Raw genomic sequence first — 19,195 nt, 5'->3', positions numbered from 1 at the left:
AGAAATCTGCATATAAAAGAATATTATCCGAACGGAATAGGTATTAAAGCGTTTTATCAGCGGTTGTTTTACGAATAAAACCCTAAAAACAATGCAATAAAAAAGGGATAAAACGGTTAATGTGGCAGGATTTAAGTGCTGAAAAAGGCAGGTAAAACAGCGTTGGTAAAGATAAAAAGTGGAGAGGTTTAAGGTTTGTTAAACGTAAAACATGATAGCGGATGATGATTAAACTTAATAAAAAGCAGGCGTTAAAAGGGGTAAAAAAACGGTTAAAACTTTATACCGATTAAAATCATCAGTTAAAAAAATGAAGTTTAATAACAGTTTAAAGCTTGCCTTGTGTTTTGTGGGTATTTTAATTAATGGCTTTGGAGTTTGATCTTTATGACCGTACCTTTAATCGACAGGCTCCGATCGGGCAACCAATTGTTGTTGGTTTACCAAATCGATCCAACAAGGTGCGCATTATTTACTTCAGACACGCACAGCGGTACTCAATGATGATTTAAAACCCGATTTGAGCATTGGTATCCGGGAATAAAATTAGGTGAAGAAATGGAACATTATTTGATAGAGGCGGTTGCCGTATAAGTTCCTCACACATTTTTATGCCATCGGTTATTTTTTATAGACTAAAATAAAATGTTTGGAGTTTGTATTTTCTTTTGCAGGAAATTAATGTCAATTATTGTCCTTTTTTAATGATTTGGTTGATGATGTAGTCACTTTTTATGTGGATGTGTTATATTGATTTTTTAATTAAAAATGGAGATATTGTATGGATGAGAAAGATGATTTGATGCAAAAAGTAAATAATATCATGGTTAATAGTTCAGTGAGACCTGAGGATAAATTGGCTGTAATGATGATGTTCTGCTTTAAGTTATTATCAGTAACTCAAACTGAGATGATTAAAATGCGTGTTTCGAATGGTAGAGAGTTAGTATTAAAATTTGAAGAAAGCAAAGTTAATCATTGATTGAGGTTATATATGGAATTCGATAGTAACAGCCATGAAAATGCTATACAAGAAGCTCAAAGAATTTTAAAAGAAGCTCAAACTGATTTTGCTTTAAGATTAGAAAAGGCGGTTGAAGGTGTAAGGGAAGTTGCACAGGAAACAATGCACACCATAGGAAAAGGAGGGCAGAGGGCTTTATGGAGAACTTCATATTTTTTTGACGGTTATGATGATGTAAACCAAAGAATAAATAGAGAAGATGCGAGGATTTTTCTCGCGGCGCGGTCGGTAGCCAAAGGAGGTTTATTTGAGAATAATGTTATAAAAAAGTTTGTTGATATTTACATAGATAAATTATTGGAGCCTCATGAGCATGATCAGGCTTTTCTAAATGAACTGCATGAAAAATTAGTTCGTTCGTCTGCCAATATGATGTATTTAGTAGCTAAATTTAAGACATCAGGGTTGGCAAAAAATGCTGTTGTTTCTGCTATAACAGAAGCTATTTATGTAGCAGTAATTAAAAAAGCATTTATTAGGGAAGGCTTTAAGAAGCTTGGAATGTCGATCACTTTAGCGTTTCAATTTTATGGTTATTTTGATAAGTCAGCTGTATCTGCGAATAAGTTAAAAAGAGAATGTCCTGTTTTATATTGGTCTTTTTATGCTAATGAGATAGAGATGTTGTATTTTATTTTTGAACCTTTATTTAAAGAAGGCATGACTGCAATACAAAAAGGAAAAGGGAGTAATATAGATGATGTTTATTTGGCTATAATGGAAATCGTTGGTTATAACTGAACTGTAGGTCATGTTAGTTAGGAGCTAAGATATGTTTAGTAAAGGATGGTTAAGAAGAGAAATAATGTCATGGCTAAAGGAGGTTTATTCTTATATAATATGGTCTTTTATTCCAACTTTATGTGTTTTTAGTTGGTCTCTTTTTGTGTTTATTGTTTTCCCAAATCATTGGGGCTTGTTAACTGTGGTAGGTATCATTGTTGTTTTATTATTTACTGCTTATTTTGCATTTAAATCTAACTAAGCATATTTTATATGCTTAGTTAATGTTTTTAATAAATTCGTTCATTCCATATGCTATAAGCTGATGTTCCGGCTGTTATATGATTCCATGTGATAGATTTATATTTTAGCTGTACTTTTTCATATGGCATTTTTTCATTATTGTTTATTGAATTTGGGTAAACACAAGATATATCAACAATTGTAGCTTCTATAATTTTTACTTCATAGAACAATTCCAATTGCCCTGCTTGACTTGTTCGGAGGAATATAAATTCGCCATTTAATAATTCGTTACAATCTATAGACATAGCCAATAATGGAGATGATTTATCTATTGGTTTTATGAATTGTATTGGGTGATGACTAACATTTTGATCTCTAGTTATCGAGTGGTCTAGACTCAATATCTGTATTTGGTCTTCGTGCCCTTTTTGATACCGATTCCCTATAGAATCAAGTGTTGAACACCCTGCGGAGATTAAACCTTGCTTCTTGCCGTTTAAAGTTAAATAGATCATGTATGACATAAAGATTACCATCCTAGTTTTTTATTCAAATGATGTTAACTCAATAGATAGGGGTAGAATCAACAGTTACACTATGAACCGCCATCTGATGGAAAGCTAGTACTGGCGCAGGTTGACGCAAAACACTTGTTTTCCGGTGCCCACTCGCCAGAGCCTCATCTCGCACCGCCAAAAATACCCGGTAAACCATGTCGGATACTTTTCTAACCGGAAACCTCATATTGGGCGTTTTCCGGTGGCAACATGGCGGCTGGTGACTCAACTGTTGGGCCTACCCTTAATATGAGGTTCGGTATTAATTCTTGCAAGCATAATTTAACATATTAAAAATAATATCTATAGTCGAATCCGCCCTTGATATCTTTCTCAGTTGGTATAGAGAAGCTGATCGCTATTTCTGACATTATTGGTTTCCAGAATTAACCTGCTTAACAACCATAAACAGTTGGCTTTCATATAAAATTGCCAATTTCCCCTCAAATTGATATTTATCCACCAGCATTTTTAATCTTTCAATAAATAACTCACCGTGGACAGCTAAAGCACGTTGCACTTGAGTCGATGAACGACTCATCCCGATAAATGCTTCGCCGGGAATAGGCATACTCCAGCAGGTATTGAGTGTAATATGGAGGACATTTTCATGCAGGAATGTAGTATTCAATTCCTGCGCATAATCAAAATCCCGATAGTGACGGCTATAGTTAGGGCTTAATTCTTCCAGCAGATTTTCATACTCATTCAGAAATTCACTATGCCGGTAATCTCGGTTATTTTGCAGGATCGCTATGATGCCATTATCTGCCAGACTGTTTCTGACCAGATTTAATACCGTTGCTCGATCCATCCATTGAAAAGATTGTGCTGCTATGATCAGGTCAGGATTACCCACATTGGTTAGATGCTGCCATGTAACCAACTGACCCATGGCAGTTTCTGTTTACCGGTGTCAATCATATCCTGCGAAATATCAATGGCAGTGCAGTGGTGTTGCTGACCAAGCAGATTTGCCAGCCCTTCGAGAGCAATGCCGGTTCCTGCACCGATATCGACAACAGACAGTGCCCTGTCTTTAGGCAGCCAGTGGCAAATTTCACGGAAAAGTGCCTGCGGGTAACGAGGGCGGTAGCGATCATAACTTTTAGCCAAACCATCAAATTTTTCTTTATGCTGTGTCATATTATCCTCTGCTCCTTCCCTTTGGGTGATGGGTTTTCGGGCAATTGATTAAGAATGTAATTGAGTCGTCCACCTGCGCGGACAACAACCAACATTTGTTCAGATGGTGGATAAAAATCCGCTAATGACGTTTCAGCGATAAAACGGCCTTCGTGAATTAAGCATTCAACAGCTAATCCTTCACGAAAACCTTTAATGTCGGCTTCAATCGCTAACAAGCCAAGATTCCATGCGTTGCGGAAAAAAATCCGCCCGAAAGCAGGAGCGATAACCATAGATATACCTACGGCTAACAAAGTGCTCACCGCCTGTTCCCTTGAACTGCCAATACCAAAAATACCATCACAGACAATGATATCTCCAGGTTGAAGTGTAGAGACAAACTCAGGAAACCGGTTTTCAAACAGATGAGTTTTGTTCTCTGAATTTTATGACCATAAGATCACGATATTTATCCTATTAACATGACAAAAGTGTGACATTCATCACAAAAATAGCCCATTAATTACTCCCCCTCGTATGGAATGAATAAACATCGCCGGATGTTTTCGCCTAATTCGGGGGAAATTTGAAACGCCGAAAGCGTCAGGATATTAATCCGGTATATTGGAGCTGATGATATATAACTTTGAGTGTTTCTATTTGAATTTGGTGACCGTTTTAACGATCACCTTTAATTGAATGGCAATGAGATAAAATGGTGTCGAAGTTAATTAGCAATTAACTTGCCCATTACTCTTCCTTTATTGAGTTATTACCAGATGGTGTATTCTTATCTTCAAGCTTCGCCTCCAATTCACTTAAACGCTGCTCCATCGCCGTTAATTTTTCACGGGTACGCAACAGAACCTGAGTTTGAATATCAAATTCTTCGCGGTTAACTAAATCAAGTTTGCCAAGCTGGGATTGCAAAATCATCCGTAATTTTTTCTCTATATCGTCACCAAACTCTTTAACTCCCTTTGGTAAGGAATCCTGGATCTGGCGGGCGATTTGTTCAATTTTTTTGGGATCGAGCATGATGCATCCTTCTTTATGACATAAATAATTCCCGATAGTGTAATACCAGATGGTAAAACCACAAACCATTGTGAGCCAGGTTTCACATCTGATTTTGTTGATTGCCCCCGGTAAATATTAGCGTTATAGTTTGCTGGCTTATCTCAGGGCGGGGTGAAAGTCCCCACCGGCGGTAAACATCAGGTCATCTTACGGGTGACTGGGTGAAGCCCGCGAGCGCTCCGTTTGTAGTTATCTTTATGATAAATCGGAGGTCAGCAGATCCAGTGTAATTCTGGAGCCGACGGTTATAGTCCGGATGGGAGAGAATAACGGCATCTGTCGGGCTTTTTGCCCGCCTGTTGTTCCGGCTATGGCATACGAACATTGTATTAATAACATTAATGTTGCGACCCAGTGTCATAGTGAGAACTCCTCAAGACTGCCCTGATTCTGGTAATCCATAAATTTTAATGAGGTTTTTTACCATGAATCAGACGCTACTTTCTGAATACGGCACATCATCAGAACGTGTTGAACGCGCGATTGACGCTTTACGTGATGGCGGCGGTGTGATGGTGCTGGATAATGAAGATCGTGAAAATGAAGGTGATATTATCTTTGCGGCCGAAACGATGACCGTAGAGCAAATGGCACTGACTATCCGTCATGGCAGCGGTATTGTCTGCTTGTGTCTGACCGAGGACCGCCGGCAGCAATTGCAATTGCCCATGATGGTGGAAAATAATTCCAGCTCGTTCCAGACGGCTTTTACTGTAACCATTGAGGCGGCTCAGGGGGTGACAACCGGCGTTTCTGCGGCTGATCGTATCACTACCATTCGTGCAGCAATTGCGGATCATGCGAAGCCCAGTGATTTGAACCGTCCGGGCCATGTTTTCCCACTGCGCGCTCAACCTGGCGGTGTTTTAGTCCGTCAAGGACATACTGAGGCGACAATTGATTTGGTCAGTTTGGCAGGTTTTAAGCCAGCAGGTGTATTGTGTGAATTGACCAATGATGACGGTTCAATGGCGCGTACTCCTGAAGTAGTGCAATTTGCCAAATTGCATCATATGCCAGTGGTAACCATTGAAGATTTGGTGGCTTATCGCCAGGCAGTAGATCTGAAAGCCAGTTGAAACGTAATTATCTGATAATTGGCTGAAATATCGGTTATAACGTACATGCATTTACCAAAACCACAGTTCGCACAAGCTGTGGTTTTCAGTTTTTTTGAATAACTCAATCACCTTTGGCACACTGTTTTACTGGTCTGAAAGGCGTAATCTCTCTACAAGTATTAAAATTATCTATATTTGGTATGGGAGATCATTATGAATATTTCCAGAATGCCAGCATTGTTTATTGGTCATGGTAGCCCAATGAATGTACTGGAAGAAAATCGTTATACCAACGCCTGGCGTGAGCTTGGCGAAAGACTGCCTGTCCCCAGAGCGATTTTGGTGATTTCTGCTCATTGGTACACCAATGGCACAGCGGTAACTGCCATGACTCAGCCGAAAACTATCCATGATTTTCGCGGTTTTCCACAGGAATTGCATGAAACTCAGTATCCGGCTAAGGGATTACCTGAGCTGGCCGCTTTAGTGCAGGAAATACTGGAACCCGTGGAGGTTTATGCCGATCACCATCAATGGGGATTAGATCACGGCACTTGGGGCATTCTGATTAAGATGTATCCTCAGGCCAATATTCCTGTGGTGCAGTTGAGTATTGATGATGCCAAACCCGCGACGTATCACTATGAATTGGGGAAAAAGCTGGCTGCTTTACGAAATGAAGGGGTGTTGATCCTGGGAAGCGGTAATGTGGTACACAATCTTCGTGCCATGAAGCGGCAAGAACCTAATGCTGAACCGTATCCTTGGGCAGAAAGATTTAACCATTATGTACGTGATAACCTTACCAGCAATGAACAGCCTTATCCTTTGGTTCATGCATTGGACAGAGAAGATGGTCAGTTATCCAACCCATCTCCTGAACACTTTTTGCCATTGCTGTATGTCATGGGAACGTGGGATAGAAAAGAGGTGGTTTCTATTCCTGTAGATGGCATTGTATCCGGTTCACTGAGTATGTTGTCTGTGCAGGTTGGTTAAATAGTCAATTTTTGTGCTGGGTTGTTAGCATGTGATTTACTGTATTGACAGGCAAAATGATAGATGCGCTCCAAATCATTTGGTGGCATAGTTATTAACCATTATAGCATCAATAACGGTCAGATTCTTTACTTTTTAAGGCTTAATAGCTGACCGATGAGACAGGGATTGTGTGAAAATGCATTGATGTTTCGTCACCAAAAATTTCATTGGTTTAATTATCTTTGTGTTATATAAAAAGGAATCGGTTTCGTGAGCAGCCTAATAGAATGAGGTGGTGGATTCACATGATAAGTGCAACGTTTTTTCATCGGATATTTAAGGGAGGAATTTTTGGCGTTTTTACTATCTTCCTCATTCCTCCCTTGTTTGGATATTAATCCAAAATAATGTGCGGATAGAAGCGGGATAAATCCTGGGTTATCAGTTCACGATCTTCACGCAAACCAATACCACAAGGTTGATCATTGATCAGCCAGCTACCCATCAGCGTATAACTGTCACCGAATTTTGGCAGTGTATGGAATTGCTGAATGATCATGCCTTCTTTACCGTAAGGACCATCAGCACGGGCAATTTCCTGGCCATTCTCAATGATGCGAATATTTGCCCCTTCCCGTGAGAACAACGGCTTAATAACATAGCTGTCCATTGCTGGATGGTTATCATCAGCAAAATAAGCGGCTAACAGGTTTGGGTGATTCGGAAACATTTTCCACAACATTGGCAGTAATGCTTTGTTAGAGATAATGCTTTTCCAGGCAGGTTCTAACCAGCGAACACCAGCATCTTCCAGTTTGGTGGCGAAAATCTCACGGAACATCATCTCCCAAGGGTAGAGTTTGAACAGATTGCTGATCACCTGGTCTTGCAGATCAGTAAACTGGCCTTTCTCACCCAGACCGATCTCTTCGATAAACAAGAATTCAGTCGGAACACCGGCTTCCTGCGCGCAATCCTGTAAGTACTGAATAGTACCGCGATCTTCTTGCGTATCTTGACAGCAGGTCATGTGCAGTAAGCCAAAACCCTGTTCATCACGCAACTGAGCAAAGCGTTCAATCAACTGCTCTTGCATACTGTTGAATTGATCGGCATGGGCTGGCAGTAACCCAGCATTCATCTGATCTTCCAACCAGATCCATTGGAAAAAAGCAGATTCATACAGTGAAGTTGGCGTATCGGCATTATTTTCCAACAATTTTGCTGGGCTTTTACCATCGTAAGCCAAATCCAAACGGGAATAGAGTGACGGCTGGCTGGTAATCCAGGAACTGCGGACAAAATCCCAGCAATGTTTTGGGATCTGGAATTTAGTCAACAGCTCTTCACTATCGATGACTTTCTCTACTACCTGCAAACACATCTGATGCAGCTCGGCAGTGGTATTCTCGATTTCTTCAATTTGAGCAAGAGAAAACTGGTAATAAGCATCTTCACACCAGTATGGTTCACCATGCATGGTGTGAAAATTAAAGCCATATTCTGTCGCTTTCTCGCGCCAGTCCGGGCGCTCAGTAATCGCAATGCGTTTCATCCGTGATTAGCCCCCCATTGAACGTGAAGTAGAACTAGAAGAAGAACTACGTTGCATGGTTGACTGTTTTGCAACAGAGTTACCGAAGCCGCCACGGGTGATGGTTGTTGTTGTTGCCGGCTTTGGTGCCATAGCGGTTTTAGGCACTGTCATGGAACGGCCACCGGCAGTCGCAGGGCCATAGCTTTTGCCTGTCGCATCAACAAATTTACCGTTTGCCGGGCTGGTGGCAGATTTGGAGCTAAACAGCGGTTGTGAGGGTGCTGCACCGCCGCCCATCAGACGCCCCATCATAAAACCTGCCATCAGAGGCATCCAGATGCTGCCACTTTGCTGCGGTTGGGCTTGTGCATTGCTATTCGCTGCTGTGCTGGAGCCATCCGTGGTAGATGTGCTGCCAAGGCCCGCCTGTGCCGGAGCCTGAGTACATTGTGCTTCACCAAACTCAGCGATACAGTCTTCTTTGGTCGCATATTTAGGCGCTGTTTTTTCCGCTTCTTTCAACGCGTTGTTGTAAGTAAGGGTGCATTGTTCACTTTGTGATGGGTTTGTCTGAGAACAATCATCTGCATTCATGTAAAGAGAGACGGTTTCATCACTCTGTTCACAGGCAGATAACATAAAAACTGCACTGACAGCGATTGCCACAGGGGCAAGGCGATAGTGACGCCAAGCCTTACGGAATGCGTCGTGATTAATATTTTTGGTCCGTTTTATTGTCATAGTCGTATACCCAGATTTTAGGTGTCTGTGATTCTTTAATGAAATAGCTCTAAGGATAGGGGAAAGATGAACAAAATTAAAGCATAAACCTTCGAATTGATAACCTAATTTTTTGTCTGACAAAGCGGCTGCTGGATATTGATTATCTGGTATTCCGTTAAATCTGGTTTTAATGTTGTGAAATATTAAAAATCAGTGCTGTAATTGATATTTTGTGGTATTAATCCTGCCCGTATAAATTCCGGTAAATTAAGGATAATTAAACGAGTAACGTTATGGTGTAAGTGAATTTACTAATTACAGCATCTGCTGTTTTAGCGACAAAAAATAATCTCAGCAATATAATCTTAAATTAGTAACAAATAGTTATTATATTATTGATGTTGTATTTTCTATTTTAATTCAGGAATTAAGTAGTATGGATAAAAGCCAATATTCGGAAAAATGGCAGGCGCGTTTTGCATTCTATGAACAATACGGTTCTCCTCAAGCACCTGAGCATAAAGCTGCCATGAAAGCAGAACCATTTAGGCACCGTATCTTGTTGAACATGAATTTTATCGCCTTCTTTTTTGGTTTTATTTACTTCTTTGTTTTAGGGTTATGGCGGAAGAATCTGACCTTATTGGGCATCGCCGTTGTAGTGAGTACGCTATTAGTGATTATTGCAAGTGCTCTGAATCTTGAGATCTCTCAGGCTGTGAGTACGGGAGTTAACTGTGGTTTTGCGGCAATATGGGGAATGACGGCTAATTACGCTTATTATCTGAAAGAAACGGTGAATAGCCAGAGTTGGAATCCATTTGAAGGATTTTTCTGATTTATATATTTCCTGCATTAAGATAAATATCGCATTTTCTTTCAGAACAAGTTGTCGTTGGCAGGAAAAAACAGCCCGCTTTCTGGCGGGCTGTTATTAGTGAAGGTTGAAGAGCTGAATTAGTTACGGCCAGACGTTGCGGGTGCGTTTGTTTCCCGAACAATACTGCTGGCTGATGTTGAGATCTGTTTATCCAGCGTATTATTCAGAGCCGCTAAATCGTTCTCATTTAGCGTGCCAAGTGCGTGCTGAATGTTCAGTTGATTAATCAGATAATCATAGCGAGCGTTGGACAGTTTTTGTTTGGCATCGTACAACGTTGTCGTCGCATTCAGCACATCAACAATGGTACGTGTACCGACCTGATAACCCGCTTCCATTGCATCCAGTGAGCTTTGCGCGGAAACAACAACCTGCTTGTAGGCGTTGATACTGCTGATGGAGGCAGATATGTTGTTAAAAGAAGAACGGACAACCTGTACAACATTGCGATAGGTGCTTTCCAATTGTTCGCTGGCGCTGACAAAACCATATTGTGCCTGTTCAACGCGGGAACTGGTCGCCCCACCGCTGTAAATGGGGAGGCTGAGTGTTAGACCAACACTGTTTTCGCCATTATAGGCATTGCCGGGTTTTCTATTTAGCTCATAGCCGGAGCCATGAGACTGGACGTTTGAAACGCCGGTAGAAGCGCTTAGATCAATTGTTGGCATATGACCGGTTTGTGCTGCTTTGATTTGCTCACGGGCCAGATCCTGACCTAAACGGGCGGATAACAGGCTTAGATTACGTTTCTCCGCCTCTTTCACCAGAATATCCACTGCTTCTGGTTTATGTGTTTTGAAGCGATCAATATTCAGCGAAGATAACAGAGGATAATAAGTACCGGTTACCTGACGCAGAGCTTCCAATGCATTATCCAGATCGTTGCGGCCGACTACTTCCTGAGCGAGCACGCTATCGTAGTTAGCCCGGGCGTTCTGAACATCAGTAATGGCGACCAGACCGACATTAAAACGCTGAGTGATTTGATCCAACTGGCGGTAAACAGCTGCTTTCTGCGCTTCAATGTAAGAGAGTGAATCAATAGCGCGCAGTACTTTGAAATAAGCCGTTGCACTATCCAAAATCAGTTTTTGTTCACTGCTCTGATAGCTAACGTCGGCAATACCCGCTGTTTTTTCTTGTAAGTTCAACTGACGCCATTTCGACATATCAAAAATGGTTTGAGTCAGCTTAAGCGACGCGCTCAAGGCATTGTTTTCTGTGTCACGCGTATCGCGGTAACCACTGTTATAGGTATATCCTGTATTTAATCCCAACTGAGGTAATAATGGACTACGGGATTCATTAATTTTTTCAAAAGCCGCATTACGCTCTGCCATTGATTTACGTAGTTCAGGATTACTTTCTTTTGCTTGCTTATAAACCTGCAAAAGATTTTCAGCCTGACTGACAGAGCTAAATCCCGCTAGGCTCATAGCGATAAAAAGGGAGAGCAGTTTCTTCATTTGCATTCCTTGTTGTGCAGCTATTTTGCTTGTTGCCTTGATGAAAAACGAAATATCACTGATTCTAGCAGAGTATGCTATCAGCTGAAGGTAGCCGTTTGTGCCATATTGCCTTAATTAAGCTTAACTTTACACCACCAAAGGATGAATTTTTTAACTCTGCTTGATTAATATCATTTGGTGGCGAGTAAATTAAGAAAGTATTTAGGAGAATTTTGTGAATAAAAAACTGTCAATACCTGTCGTGCTGGATAAACAGGATGTGGAAATTATCGCGAAAAAGAGTTTGTATGAAGGATTCTTTAAACTGACAAATTATCGCTTCCGTCATCGTCTGTTTGCGGGTGGCTGGAGTGAAGAGGTCAGCCGTGAAGTTTTTGAACGGGGACATGCGGGAGCTCTGTTACCTTATGATCCGCGTCGGGATGAAGTTGTGCTGATAGAACAGATACGAATTCCGGCGATAGAAACTAAAGCAACGCCGTGGTTGCTGGAAATTATTGCCGGTATGATTGAAGAGGGCGAGGATGTGGAGCATGTGGTGCGCCGCGAAGCGATGGAAGAGGCAGGAATTGAAGTTAAACGTTGTAAACCGGTATTGAGTTATCTCTCCAGCCCTGGAGGAACAACTGAACGCATCTCTGTCATGGTAGGTGAAGTGGATGCCACTACCGCCGCCGGTATTCATGGATTGTCGGGTGAACATGAAGATATCCGAGTACATGTGGTCAGCCGTGAACAGGCTTATCAGTGGATGGAAGAGGGAATTATTGATAATGCCGCTTCAGTGATTGCGATACAATGGTTGGCATTGCACCATGAAAAGTTAAAAAAAGTGTGGAATTAAGATAATTCCTGATTTTTAACTGAGAAAAGGGAAGTGTGTGCCAGTCAGCAGATCTCTTGCGTTAAAACGGGTTATGATGCCCGTCAATGTTTATAGGACAAGGAAACCATTTGGAAAGCCAGTTTGAACTGCCTGTGGTAGAAGGAACCACAGCCAAAATATTGCAAATAACAGATACGCATCTTTTTGCCGGCAAAGAAGAGACTTTGTTGGGTATTAATACTTATCGCAGTTATCACGCGGTGCTGGATGCCATCCTCAAACAAAATGCTGATATTGATTTAATCGTTGCGACAGGTGATTTGGCACAGGATCAGTCGCTGGAAGCCTATTGGCATTTTGCTGCGGGTATTGCCCGTTTGCCTGCGCCTTGTGTCTGGTTGCCCGGTAATCATGATTACCAGCCTGCTATGGTGGATGCCCTGGCAGCTGCGGGCGTTTCTCCGTCGAAACAGATTTTGGTCGGTGAGCACTGGCAACTCCTAATGCTGGATAGTCAGGTACCGGGTGTTCCGCACGGAGAGCTGTCAGAATATCAGCTTGAATGGATGAAAAAGTGCCTGGATATGTATCCTGAACGTTACACGGTGATCCTGCTTCATCATCATCCATTACCATCGGGTTGCACCTGGCTGGATCAGCATAGTTTGCGTAATTCACACATCTTGGCTGAGTACCTGCAAGGTTATACCCGGGTTAAAGCGATGCTTTGTGGGCATATCCATCAGGAGATGGATCTGGATTGGAATGGCATCCATATGATGGCGACACCATCAACAAGCGTGCAATTCAAGCCACACTGCACTAATTTTACGCTTGATACCGTCGCTCCGGGGTGGCGTTATCTCGAATTGTCTATTTCTGACCGTGGTGAATTTGGTTTGACAACTCAGGTCCACAGATTGGAGAGCAATGAATTCTGCCCTGATTTAGATTCGGATGGATACTAGGTTGTGGTTGTCTCCTTGTGCCGCTGTGTTACCCTCTGCTTATTGGGTCTGCCAAGCCTCACAATTTGTGGCTTATCGCACAGGAGCATAGCGGCCAGTGGTATTTACGCACAATTGAGGGATACAGCCTGATGTCAACATTACTTTATCTGCATGGTTTTAACAGTTCCCCGCAATCCGTAAAAGCAAATGCCCTGAAAAAGTGGCTGCATCAGCATCATCCTGAAATTGACATGCTGGTGCCTCAGTTACCGCCTTATCCTGAAGACGCGGCTGAATTGCTGGAAAATCTGGTGGTGGAACGTGCCGGTGATTTGGGTATTGTTGGCTCTTCTTTCGGCGGTTATCTGGCGATATGGCTTTCACAATGTTTCAGTTTGCCCGCAGTGGTTGTCAATCCGGCGGTTCGCCCGTTTGAGTTACTGCGCGATTATCTTGGGGAAAATATTAACCCCTATACCCATCAACGGTATATTTTGGAACAGCGACATATTCATGATCTCAAAATCATGCATATTGAACCGCTAGAGTCACCGGATCTTATCTGGTTGTTGCAGCAAACCGGGGATGAGGTGCTGGATTATCGTCAGGCTGTTGCCTATCTTGTATTATGTAAGCAAACTATTGAATCTGGTGGTAATCACACTTTTATCGGGTTTGAGCACTATTTCCCGCAAATCATCAACTTTCTTGGGTTTTCCAGTGATGGCGAGAAAAAACTTGCCAAAAATGTTTGAACGACTGGTATTATCAACAGTATACAAAACTGATTAGCCCTTTAATCAAGAAGCAACCGACAGAATTACAACATGACTCAATCTAGTTACAACGCAGATGCCATTGAAGTTCTCAGTGGTCTGGAGCCGGTTCGCCGTCGTCCGGGAATGTACACTGATACAACTCGTCCGAACCATTTGGCGCAAGAAGTGATCGATAACAGCGTGGATGAAGCCTTGGCGGGTCACGCTAAACATATTGAAGTGATCCTTCATAGCGATCAGTCACTGGCGGTCATTGATGATGGCCGTGGTATGCCGGTTGATATCCATCAGGAAGAAGGGGTTTCAGCGGTTGAACTGATCCTGAGCCGTTTACATGCCGGTGGTAAATTTTCTAATAAAAACTATCAGTTTTCCGGTGGTCTTCACGGTGTGGGGATCTCGGTGGTTAACGCGTTGTCCAAGCGGATTGAAGTCACCGTCCGCCGTGACAGCCAGGTTTATCAAATCGCTTTTGAGAATGGCGATAAAGTGCAGGAGCTGGTAGTGCTCGGTAGTTGTGGTAAACGCAATACCGGTACCAGTGTTCACTTCTGGCCTGATGACAGTTTCTTTGACAGCCCGCGTTTCTCAGTTTCTCGTTTGACGCATCTGCTGAAAGCGAAAGCGGTTTTGTGTCCGGGGGTGGAAATTGTTTTTAAAGATAAAATCAACGATACCGAGCAAAAATGGTGTTATGCCGATGGTCTGACCGACTATCTGATGGCGGCGGTTAATGGCCTGATAACATTGCCGGAAACCCCTTTTGTCGGTACTTTCAGCGGTGAAACCGAAGCGGTTGACTGGGCGCTGCTCTGGTTGCCGGAAGGGGGAGAACTCCTGGCTGAAAGTTATGTGAACCTGATCCCGACGATGCAGGGGGGGACCCATGTAAACGGGTTGCGTCAGGGGTTACTGGATGCCATGCGTGAATTTTGTGAATTCCGCAATATCCTGCCACGTGGTGTGAAGCTTTCTGCTGATGATATTTGGGATCGCTGTGCTTACGTTCTGTCTGTAAAAATGCAGGACCCGCAATTTGCCGGTCAGACGAAAGAACGTCTCTCTTCCCGTAAATCCGCTGCCTTTGTTTCTGGTGTCGTCAAAGATGCTTTCAGCTTGTGGCTGAATCAGAATGTTCAGGAAGCCGAGCAATTGGCGGAATTGGCAATCGCCAGCGCACAGCGCAGAATGCGTGCCGCGAAAAAGGTTGTGCGTAAAAAACTGACCAGTGGCCCTGCGTTGCCGGGAAAATTAGCTGACTGTACATCACAGGATCTGAATCTCACTGAGTTATTTTTGGTGGAAGGGGATTCTGCGGGCGGCTCGGCGAAGCAGGCTCGTGATCGTGAATATCAGGCGATCATGCCGTTGAAAGGGAAAATTCTGAATACCTGGGAAGTCTCTTCGGATGAAGTGTTAGCGTCACAGGAAGTCCATGATATCTCAGTCGCTATTGGCATCGACCCGGATAGCAGTGATCTCAGCCAGTTACGCTATGGTAAAGTCTGTATTCTGGCGGATGCCGATTCGGATGGCTTGCATATTGCGACGCTGCTGTGTGCACTGTTTGTTCGCCACTTCCCAACATTGGTTAAGAATGGCCATGTTTATATGGCAATGCCACCGTTATATCGTATCGATTTGGGTAAAGAAGTGTATTACGCACTGGATGAAGAGGAAAAGAGCGCGGTGCTGGATCGCCTGAGCCGCAAACGGGGTAAGCCTAACGTACAGCGCTTTAAAGGGTTGGGTGAGATGAACCCGCTGCAACTGCGTGAAACGACGTTAGACCCGAATACTCGCCGTTTGGTGCAATTGACTATCAATGATGAAAACTACCAGGAAACCTTCTCGGTGATGGATATGCTTCTGGCGAAGAAGCGTTCAGAAGATCGCCGTAACTGGCTGCAAGATAAGGGTGACACTGTGGAAATTGAAGTGTAACGCCCACAGCGATAGTCAAAGAAGATTCTGAGGAAATTAACGAATGAGTGAGATAACTCACGATGGCGTGGAGCGTTTGCCGCTCCATTCATTTACTGAAAACGCTTATCTGAACTACTCCATGTACGTCATCATGGACAGGGCGCTGCCTTTTATCGGTGATGGTTTGAAACCGGTTCAGCGCCGTATTGTTTATGCCATGTCAGAGCTTGGGCTGAATAATACCGCTAAATTTAAGAAATCCGCCCGTACCGTAGGTGATGTATTGGGTAAATACCATCCACATGGTGATGGTGCTTGTTATGAAGCTATGGTGCTGATGGCGCAGCCATTTTCTTACCGTTATCCGCTGGTGGATGGACAAGGGAACTGGGGGGCACCGGATGATCCCAAATCTTTCGCCGCAATGCGTTATACCGAATCCCGTCTGTCCAAATACGCAGAGTTGCTGCTGACGGAATTGGGGCACGGCACCGTTGACTGGGTGCCAAACTTTGACGGCACGTTGCAAGAACCGAAAATGCTGCCGGCGCGTTTGCCAAATATTCTGCTGAATGGTACCACCGGTATTGCGGTTGGTATGGCGACAGACATTCCACCTCATAACGCTCGTGAAGTGGTCAATGCACTGGTAACGCTGCTGGATAAGCCACAAAGCTCCCTTGATGAGCTGATGGAACACGTTAAAGGGCCTGATTATCCGACCGAAGCGGAGATCATCACGTCGCCCGAAGATATTCGTAAAATTTATAAAAGTGGCCGCGGTTCGGTACGGATGCGTGCAGTTTGGTCAAAAGAAGATGGCAATGTGGTGATCACTGCGCTACCACATCAGGTTTCTGGTGCCAAAGTGCTGGAACAGATCGCCAACCAGATGCGGGCTAAAAAATTGCCTATGGTTGATGATTTACGTGATGAATCTGATCATGAAAACCCAACCCGCTTGGTGATTGTTCCGCGCACAAATCGGGTGGATTTGGAGCAGGTCATGAACCACCTGTTCGCGACAACCGATCTGGAAAAGAGTTATCGCGTCAACCTGAATATGATTGGATTGGATAACCGCCCGACGGTGAAAGGTTTGGTTGAAATCCTTTCCGAATGGCTGGTATTTCGCCGGGAAACGGTCCGTAAGCGTTTGAATCATCGTCTGGAAAAAGTCCTTAAACGCCTGCATGTGCTGGAAGGTTTACTGATCGCGTTTCTCAATATTGATGAAGTCATCCACATTATCCGTAGTGAAGATGAGCCAAAACCGGTGTTAATGGAACGTTTTGGTTTAAGTGAGACTCAGACAGAAGCCATTCTTGAGCTGAAATTACGCCACTTGGCGAAACTGGAAGAGGTGAAAATCCGTGGCGAACAGGATGCATTGGCAAAAGAGCGTGATAAGTTACAGGCAATTTTAGGTTCTGAGCGCAAGCTGAACACGTTATTGAAGAAAGAGATTATTGCTGATGCGGCGACTTATGGTGATGCGCGTCGTTCTCCAATGAGGGAACGTGATGAAGCCAAGGCCATGAGTGAACACGACATCACACCTTGCGAGCCGGTGACCATCGTCTTGTCAGAGATGGGGTGGGTGCGCAGTGCAAAAGGTCATGATATCGATCCGGCCGGGTTGAATTACAAAGCAGGCGACAGCTTTCGTGGCACCGCTCGTGGTAAGAGCAATCAGCCGGTGGTCTTTATTGATACAACCGGGCGTAGTTACTCTCTTGATCCACGGGATATGCCTTCTGCCAGAGGTCAAGGGGAGCCACTGACGGGTAAATTGACGCTGCCCGCAGGTGCAACAGTAGAACATGTACTGATGGCACCGGATGAACAGAAATTTTTGATGGCATCTGATGCCGGTTACGGTTTTATCTGTACCTTTAGTGATCTGGTAGCTAAAAACCGGGCAGGTAAGGCACTGATTACATTGCCGGAAAATGCGGGTGTCATGACGCCGCTGGAAATAAATAACGCGCAGGATGATATGCTACTGGCAATCACCAGTGCAGGCCGAATGTTAATGTTCCCGGTTGCGGATTTACCTCAGCTTTCCAAAGGGAAAGGAAATAAGATCATCTCAGTTCAGTCAGCGCCAGAAAATGATCTATTGAGTTGGTTATTGGTACTACCGCCACAATCGTCTATTACACTTTACTTTGGTAAACGTAAACTGACACTGCGTCCTGAAGATTTGCAGAAATTCCGTGCAGAGCGTGGGCGTAAAGGAACATCTCTACCTCGTGGGTTGCAACGTATTGAGCGGGTTCAGGTTGATACACCACCCTCTGCTATCGGTGTAACCAAATAGTAGGATTAAATGAAACTAACGGGCTTGAGTGAGGGCCCGTTAAACAAGAGGCGGCTATGTTAGCTATTATTCGTGGCATTATTGTTATTCTGTTTTCGATTGTAGTGTGTGTCTGTGGTGGTATTTACTGTTTATTTAAACCCCGTAATCCGGACCATGTCATGGTATTTGGTAATATGTTTGGTCGGTTGTCGAAAATATTTGGCATCAAAATAATTGAGCGTATTCCTGCTGACGCCAAAAATTATGGTCCGAGTATCTATATAGGCAATCATCAGAACAACTATGACATGATAACCATGTCCAATGCGGTTCAGCCGGGCACGGTGACGGTAGGTAAAAGAAGTCTGGTGTTGATCCCATTTTTTGGTCAGCTTTATTGGCTGACAGGTAATATCCTGATTGATCGAAATAACCGAGCTAAAGCACACGGCACTATTACTCAGGTTGTCGAGCAGATTCAAAAGCGCCGTATTTCTGTCTGGATGTTCCCGGAAGGAACGCGCAGCCGTGGCCGTGGCTTACTGCCGTTTAAAACGGGGGCTTTCCATGCGGCTATCTCTGCGGGAGTGCCGATTATCCCGGTCTGTGTCTCTTCCATCACGAATGGCAATATTAAGTTGAATCGCTGGAATAATAGCACCGTTATTGTGGAAATGTTGCCACCCATTGATACTTCTGGATATACCAAAGAGCAAGTGCGTGAATTGGCAGAGTATTGTCATCAAATGATGAAAGACAAAATAGACGCGCTGGATGAGGAATTAGCGGCAATGAAGAAGCAGGGTAGGTACTCATAATAAGTTATCTTGTTTGCCCTCTTTTTTGTAATAAAGAGTGGACCTGACAAAAACGAACGTACTTTAATCCTCACATATCTGGCATATGTGAGGATTTTTGTCTGTTATCCGTGTCCGCAATGTATTGTATAGAAATGATATGTACTGATCGCTTACAGAGATAGATTCGTGTAATGCAT

At 43.5% G+C, this 19,195-nt stretch carries 21 protein-coding genes and 1 riboswitch; of the genes, 12 read left to right on the top strand and 9 right to left on the bottom strand.

Translation table 11 applies throughout. The features are described from left to right. Positions 1–781 precede the first annotated feature (781 nt). The 3 genes from ACGF7G_RS13250 to ACGF7G_RS13240 are packed head-to-tail and all read left to right on the top strand — an operon-like array spanning position 782 to position 2,009. Positions 782–982: a hypothetical protein gene (locus ACGF7G_RS13250; protein ID WP_387466068.1), complete on the top strand. Its 201-nt coding sequence runs from the start codon at positions 782–784 to the stop codon at positions 980–982. A gap of 12 nt (positions 983–994) precedes the next feature. Further along, positions 995–1,765 carry a hypothetical protein gene (locus tag ACGF7G_RS13245; protein WP_133815516.1) on the top strand — a complete coding sequence of 257 codons (771 nt, stop codon included), beginning with the start codon at positions 995–997 and terminating at the stop codon, positions 1,763–1,765. A 31-nt stretch (positions 1,766–1,796) separates the two neighbouring features. After that, positions 1,797–2,009 carry a hypothetical protein gene (locus tag ACGF7G_RS13240; RefSeq protein WP_133815515.1) on the top strand — a complete coding sequence of 71 codons (213 nt, stop codon included), beginning with the start codon at positions 1,797–1,799 and terminating at the stop codon, positions 2,007–2,009. 28 nt (positions 2,010–2,037) lie between these two features. Here the strand turns inward: ACGF7G_RS13240 and ACGF7G_RS13235 are convergent, their stop codons facing one another. From ACGF7G_RS13235 to ACGF7G_RS13210, 6 genes are all read right to left on the bottom strand, one after another. Then, positions 2,038–2,517: an Hcp family type VI secretion system effector gene (locus tag ACGF7G_RS13235; protein WP_387466067.1), complete on the bottom strand. Its 480-nt coding sequence runs from the start codon at positions 2,515–2,517 to the stop codon at positions 2,038–2,040. Positions 2,518–2,557: 40 nt separating this feature from the next. Next, positions 2,558–2,737, bottom strand: a complete 180-nt coding sequence (locus ACGF7G_RS13230) for a hypothetical protein (protein ID WP_387466065.1) — start codon at positions 2,735–2,737, stop codon at positions 2,558–2,560. A gap of 183 nt (positions 2,738–2,920) precedes the next feature. After that, a complete protein-coding gene (locus ACGF7G_RS13225; RefSeq protein ID WP_387466063.1) occupies positions 2,921–3,445 on the bottom strand; it encodes a hypothetical protein in 525 nt (174 codons plus the stop codon). Next, positions 3,415–3,696 (bottom strand): class I SAM-dependent methyltransferase, encoded by a 282-nt coding sequence (locus ACGF7G_RS13220; RefSeq protein WP_387466062.1) that lies wholly within the window; start codon positions 3,694–3,696, stop codon positions 3,415–3,417. The genes ACGF7G_RS13225 and ACGF7G_RS13220 overlap by 31 nt, the downstream gene beginning before the upstream one ends. Then, positions 3,693–4,049: a hypothetical protein gene (locus ACGF7G_RS13215; protein ID WP_387466072.1), complete on the bottom strand. Its 357-nt coding sequence runs from the start codon at positions 4,047–4,049 to the stop codon at positions 3,693–3,695. The genes ACGF7G_RS13220 and ACGF7G_RS13215 overlap by 4 nt, the downstream gene beginning before the upstream one ends. Positions 4,050–4,428: 379 nt before the next feature. Beyond that, positions 4,429–4,716 (bottom strand): accessory factor UbiK family protein, encoded by a 288-nt coding sequence (locus ACGF7G_RS13210; protein WP_387466060.1) that lies wholly within the window; start codon positions 4,714–4,716, stop codon positions 4,429–4,431. A 136-nt stretch (positions 4,717–4,852) separates the two neighbouring features. Then, positions 4,853–5,030: riboswitch (FMN riboswitch) on the top strand. 153 nt (positions 5,031–5,183) lie between these two features. Here ACGF7G_RS13210 and ribB point away from each other — a divergent pair. Then, entirely contained in the window at positions 5,184–5,837 is a 654-nt protein-coding gene (gene ribB, locus ACGF7G_RS13205) for a 3,4-dihydroxy-2-butanone-4-phosphate synthase (protein ID WP_387466059.1), read from the top strand. A gap of 195 nt (positions 5,838–6,032) precedes the next feature. After that, entirely contained in the window at positions 6,033–6,818 is a 786-nt protein-coding gene (ygiD, locus tag ACGF7G_RS13200) for a 4,5-DOPA dioxygenase extradiol (RefSeq protein WP_387466058.1), read from the top strand. A 376-nt stretch (positions 6,819–7,194) separates the two neighbouring features. Here the strand turns inward: ygiD and ACGF7G_RS13195 are convergent, their stop codons facing one another. Together ACGF7G_RS13195 and ACGF7G_RS13190 are read right to left on the bottom strand one after the other, a co-directional pair. Further along, positions 7,195–8,355, bottom strand: a complete 1,161-nt coding sequence (locus ACGF7G_RS13195) for a glutathionylspermidine synthase family protein (protein WP_387466056.1) — start codon at positions 8,353–8,355, stop codon at positions 7,195–7,197. A gap of 6 nt (positions 8,356–8,361) precedes the next feature. Further along, complete coding sequence (locus tag ACGF7G_RS13190) at positions 8,362–9,078, bottom strand: DUF1190 family protein (RefSeq protein WP_387466054.1); 717 nt, start codon at positions 9,076–9,078, stop codon at positions 8,362–8,364. Between the two features lie 418 nt (positions 9,079–9,496). Here ACGF7G_RS13190 and ACGF7G_RS13185 point away from each other — a divergent pair, with 418 nt between their 5' ends. After that, a complete protein-coding gene (locus ACGF7G_RS13185; RefSeq protein WP_387466052.1) occupies positions 9,497–9,898 on the top strand; it encodes a DUF2628 domain-containing protein in 402 nt (133 codons plus the stop codon). A 119-nt stretch (positions 9,899–10,017) separates the two neighbouring features. Here ACGF7G_RS13185 and tolC read toward each other — a convergent pair whose 3' ends face one another. Beyond that, positions 10,018–11,409 carry an outer membrane channel protein TolC gene (gene tolC, locus ACGF7G_RS13180; RefSeq protein ID WP_166295743.1) on the bottom strand — a complete coding sequence of 464 codons (1,392 nt, stop codon included), beginning with the start codon at positions 11,407–11,409 and terminating at the stop codon, positions 10,018–10,020. Positions 11,410–11,626: 217 nt separating this feature from the next. On the opposite strand from tolC, the gene nudF reads away from it, so the two are divergent. From nudF to ACGF7G_RS13150, 6 genes are all read left to right on the top strand, one after another. Further along, on the top strand, positions 11,627–12,256 hold the full coding sequence (gene nudF, locus ACGF7G_RS13175) for an ADP-ribose diphosphatase (RefSeq protein ID WP_387466050.1): 630 nt from the start codon (positions 11,627–11,629) through the stop codon (positions 12,254–12,256). A 110-nt stretch (positions 12,257–12,366) separates the two neighbouring features. Then, positions 12,367–13,206 carry a 3',5'-cyclic-AMP phosphodiesterase gene (gene cpdA / locus ACGF7G_RS13170; protein ID WP_387466070.1) on the top strand — a complete coding sequence of 280 codons (840 nt, stop codon included), beginning with the start codon at positions 12,367–12,369 and terminating at the stop codon, positions 13,204–13,206. A 131-nt stretch (positions 13,207–13,337) separates the two neighbouring features. Further along, a complete protein-coding gene (gene yqiA, locus ACGF7G_RS13165) occupies positions 13,338–13,943 on the top strand; it encodes an esterase YqiA (protein ID WP_133815505.1) in 606 nt (201 codons plus the stop codon). 72 nt (positions 13,944–14,015) lie between these two features. Next, positions 14,016–15,911, top strand: coding sequence for a DNA topoisomerase IV subunit B (gene parE / locus ACGF7G_RS13160; RefSeq protein WP_387466048.1), 1,896 nt, complete (start codon positions 14,016–14,018; stop codon positions 15,909–15,911). A 43-nt stretch (positions 15,912–15,954) separates the two neighbouring features. After that, on the top strand, positions 15,955–18,216 hold the full coding sequence (gene parC, locus ACGF7G_RS13155; RefSeq protein ID WP_387466047.1) for a DNA topoisomerase IV subunit A: 2,262 nt from the start codon (positions 15,955–15,957) through the stop codon (positions 18,214–18,216). 56 nt (positions 18,217–18,272) lie between these two features. Further along, on the top strand, positions 18,273–19,016 hold the full coding sequence (locus ACGF7G_RS13150; protein ID WP_387466045.1) for a 1-acylglycerol-3-phosphate O-acyltransferase: 744 nt from the start codon (positions 18,273–18,275) through the stop codon (positions 19,014–19,016). Positions 19,017–19,195 lie beyond the last annotated feature (179 nt).

It is taken from the genome of Photorhabdus sp. RM323S, from assembly GCF_042879375.1.
In the GTDB taxonomy this organism is placed as follows: domain Bacteria; phylum Pseudomonadota; class Gammaproteobacteria; order Enterobacterales; family Enterobacteriaceae; genus Photorhabdus; species Photorhabdus tasmaniensis.
This window is presented reverse-complemented; position numbering and strand designations above follow the sequence as displayed.

Bases quoted from the DNA above. Each gene is read 5' to 3' on its own strand.
- ACGF7G_RS13250 (WP_387466068.1), top strand. From the start codon at position 782: ATGGATGAGAAAGATGATTTGATGCAAAAAGTAAATAATATCATGGTT.
- ACGF7G_RS13245 (WP_133815516.1), top strand. From the start codon at position 995: ATGGAATTCGATAGTAACAGCCATGAAAATGCTATACAAGAAGCTCAA.
- ACGF7G_RS13240 (WP_133815515.1), top strand. From the start codon at position 1,797: ATGTTTAGTAAAGGATGGTTAAGAAGAGAAATAATGTCATGGCTAAAG.
- ACGF7G_RS13235 (WP_387466067.1), bottom strand. From the start codon at position 2,517: ATGTCATACATGATCTATTTAACTTTAAACGGCAAGAAGCAAGGTTTA.
- ACGF7G_RS13230 (WP_387466065.1), bottom strand. From the start codon at position 2,737: ATGAGGTTTCCGGTTAGAAAAGTATCCGACATGGTTTACCGGGTATTT.
- ACGF7G_RS13225 (WP_387466063.1), bottom strand. From the start codon at position 3,445: ATGGGTCAGTTGGTTACATGGCAGCATCTAACCAATGTGGGTAATCCT.
- ACGF7G_RS13220 (WP_387466062.1), bottom strand. From the start codon at position 3,696: ATGACACAGCATAAAGAAAAATTTGATGGTTTGGCTAAAAGTTATGAT.
- ACGF7G_RS13210 (WP_387466060.1), bottom strand. From the start codon at position 4,716: ATGCTCGATCCCAAAAAAATTGAACAAATCGCCCGCCAGATCCAGGAT.
- ribB (WP_387466059.1), top strand. From the start codon at position 5,184: ATGAATCAGACGCTACTTTCTGAATACGGCACATCATCAGAACGTGTT.
- ygiD (WP_387466058.1), top strand. From the start codon at position 6,033: ATGAATATTTCCAGAATGCCAGCATTGTTTATTGGTCATGGTAGCCCA.
- ACGF7G_RS13195 (WP_387466056.1), bottom strand. From the start codon at position 8,355: ATGAAACGCATTGCGATTACTGAGCGCCCGGACTGGCGCGAGAAAGCG.
- ACGF7G_RS13190 (WP_387466054.1), bottom strand. From the start codon at position 9,078: ATGACAATAAAACGGACCAAAAATATTAATCACGACGCATTCCGTAAG.
- ACGF7G_RS13185 (WP_387466052.1), top strand. From the start codon at position 9,497: ATGGATAAAAGCCAATATTCGGAAAAATGGCAGGCGCGTTTTGCATTC.
- tolC (WP_166295743.1), bottom strand. From the start codon at position 11,409: ATGAAGAAACTGCTCTCCCTTTTTATCGCTATGAGCCTAGCGGGATTT.
- yqiA (WP_133815505.1), top strand. From the start codon at position 13,338: ATGTCAACATTACTTTATCTGCATGGTTTTAACAGTTCCCCGCAATCC.
- parE (WP_387466048.1), top strand. From the start codon at position 14,016: ATGACTCAATCTAGTTACAACGCAGATGCCATTGAAGTTCTCAGTGGT.
- parC (WP_387466047.1), top strand. From the start codon at position 15,955: ATGAGTGAGATAACTCACGATGGCGTGGAGCGTTTGCCGCTCCATTCA.
- ACGF7G_RS13150 (WP_387466045.1), top strand. From the start codon at position 18,273: ATGTTAGCTATTATTCGTGGCATTATTGTTATTCTGTTTTCGATTGTA.